Annotated in this window: 3 protein-coding genes; all 3 read left to right on the forward strand. The window is 68.6% G+C overall.

All coding sequences use genetic code 11. The features are described from left to right. The first annotated feature begins 112 nt into the window (after positions 1 to 112). Positions 113 to 556 carry an SRPBCC family protein gene (locus VNL12_RS00985; protein ID WP_325590750.1) on the forward strand — a complete coding sequence of 148 codons (444 nt, stop codon included), beginning with the start codon at positions 113 to 115 and terminating at the stop codon, positions 554 to 556. Further along, positions 553 to 1,071, forward strand: a complete 519-nt coding sequence (locus tag VNL12_RS00990; RefSeq protein ID WP_325590752.1) for a hypothetical protein — start codon at positions 553 to 555, stop codon at positions 1,069 to 1,071. Before VNL12_RS00985 ends, VNL12_RS00990 begins: the two co-directional genes overlap by 4 nt. Positions 1,072 to 1,184: 113 nt before the next feature. Continuing rightward, a partial coding sequence (locus VNL12_RS00995; RefSeq protein WP_414654833.1) for an ISAzo13 family transposase occupies positions 1,185 to 2,234 on the forward strand: 1,050 nt, incomplete at its 3' end.

A 2,234-nucleotide genomic window follows, 5' to 3' on the forward strand; every position in this document is an offset into this window, starting at 1 on the left:
CCACCCCCAAGGCTCGAGGTGCCCTGAACTGCGTCTCGGAGAAGATCCGTATGTGCGCTTATAGTATGCGCACTGACGGCACGGCGTCGTCGAGGACAGGAGGACACAGAGCATGTGGACGTTCGAGCACACCGAGACAGCCAGCGCTTCGCCGTCGCAGGTGTGGGCGCGATACGCCGAGCCCACGACCTGGCCCGAGTGGGACCATCAGACCGCGAGCGTCACAGTGCAAGGCTCAGTGGTCGTCGGCACCCGCGGGAGCCTCAAGCCAGTCAAGGGCCCGGCCACGCCGTTCACCTTCACCGAAGTCACACCCGAGGTCAGCTTCACCGACGTCAGCCGGCTACTGCTGAGTCGCCTGACCTTCGCCCACCGGATCGAGCCCACAGCGGCAGGCAGCCGCTTCACTCATTGCGTCACGATCACCGGGCCGCTGTCACCGCTCTTCGCCCGGCTCATCGGCAAGCGCATCGCCGCGGGCATGCCAACTGCGATGCGGGCACTGGCCCGGCTCGCCGAAGCCGTACCCGCCTCGGCCGACCCCGCCCACACATGACCGACGGCGCCACCTTTGACGCATCCGGGCCGCAGGACAGTCCCGGTTTCCTGCTGTGGCGCACCACCCTGCGTTGGCAGCGCAGCGTCACCACCGCCCTCCGGCCACTCGAGCTCACCCACGTGCAGTTCGTGCTGCTGGCCAGCGTCTGGTGGCTGTCGGACCAAGCTGGCCCGACTGGTCAGCTGCCGAGCCAGCGACAGGCCGCCGCCCACGCCGAGGCCGACGTGATGATGACCAGCCAGGTCGTCCGCACACTGGAGAGTCGCGGGCTCCTCACCCGCGCCGCCGACCCCGCCGACGCCCGCGTCAAACGCCTCACCGTGACAGAGGACGGACGGCGCCTCGCCGAGCAGGCCGTCACTCTCGTCGAGGCCGCCGACGCCGAGTTCTTCGCCCGGGTCGCCGAACCCGCGCAGCTGCTCGACGTCCTGCACCAACTCGCCGAAGAATCCGAGGCAGCCGTGCCGCAGGCCGGCGCACAGACCACATCCCAGTCTCGGGCTGCGTCGTAGCACGCCCACCGTCCGCGTGATCGATGAAGGTGCGCTCCCCGGAGGGACTCCACTCCATTGCGGACCAGATAGGGGTCCGCCACAGGATTGATCACGCGGTGTAGGTTGTCGGTGTGGACGTGTCGGCTGAGGAGCTTCGGGGGTTCTTCGAGACGGTGTTGCCGCATCTGAACGAGGTGCAGCGTCGGGTGGTTGTGGGGGCGATGGCCCAGGGGTTGGGTCGGGGTGGGAAGACAGCGGTGGCCGAGGCGTCGGGGATGAGCCGCAACACCGTTGCCAAGGCGGTTGGTGAGGTCGAGGTGGGGGTTGAGCCGTCGGAGCGGTTGCGGGCGCCGGGGGCGGGCGACAAGCCCGCCATCGACAAGCAGCCCGGCCTGGCCGAGGCCCTCGATGAGCTGGTGTGGCCCGAGACCCGGGGTCATCCGATGTCGCCGTTGCGGTGGACGCTCACGTCGACCTATGAGCTGGCCCGCCAGCTCACCGTCCAGGGGTTCCAGGTCTCCGCGGAGCTGGTGCGGCGGTTGTTGCACCAGATGGGCTACTCGCTCCAGGCGCCGTCCAAGCAGGTCGAGGGGGCCAGCCACCCCGACCGCGACGGCCAGTTCCGCTACCTCAACGGGATCGTCGCTGAGCGCCTGGCCGCCGGTGAGCCGGTGATCAGCGTCGACACCAAGAAGAAGGAACTGATCGGCAACTACGCCAACGGAGGCCGGGACTGGCGGCCGGGCAAGGACCCCGAGCGGGTCAACACCCATGACTTCGCGGATCGGGCCTTGGGCGAGCACGCCAAGGCCATCCCGTATGGGGTCTATGACATCGGCAACGACGAGGGATGGGTCAGCGTGGGCGATGTCGCTGACACCGCCGAGTTCGCCGTCGAGGCCATCCGCCGCTGGTGGACCACCACCGGCTCCCAGCGGTTCGGTGACGCGACGACGCTGACGATCACCGCGGATGGCGGCGGATCCAACGGGTCCCGGGTGCGGGCCTGGAAGTTCCACCTCGCCCGCCTCGCCGCAGAGACCGGGCTGACGATCACCGTGTTGCACTACCCGCCGGGCACCTCGAAGTGGAACAAGATCGAACACCGCCTGTTCAGCTTCATCTCGATGAACTGGCGGGGCCGGCCCCTCACCAGCATCCGCACCATGATCGAGCTCATC

The sequence above is a fragment of the Iamia sp. genome (genome assembly GCF_035575815.1).
Lineage (GTDB): Bacteria > Actinomycetota > Acidimicrobiia > Acidimicrobiales > Iamiaceae > Iamia.

Excerpts from the sequence above, each read along its gene's own strand:
- VNL12_RS00985 (WP_325590750.1), top strand. The coding sequence starts at position 113 with ATGTGGACGTTCGAGCACACCGAGACAGCCAGCGCTTCGCCGTCGCAG.
- VNL12_RS00990 (WP_325590752.1), top strand. The coding sequence starts at position 553 with ATGACCGACGGCGCCACCTTTGACGCATCCGGGCCGCAGGACAGTCCC.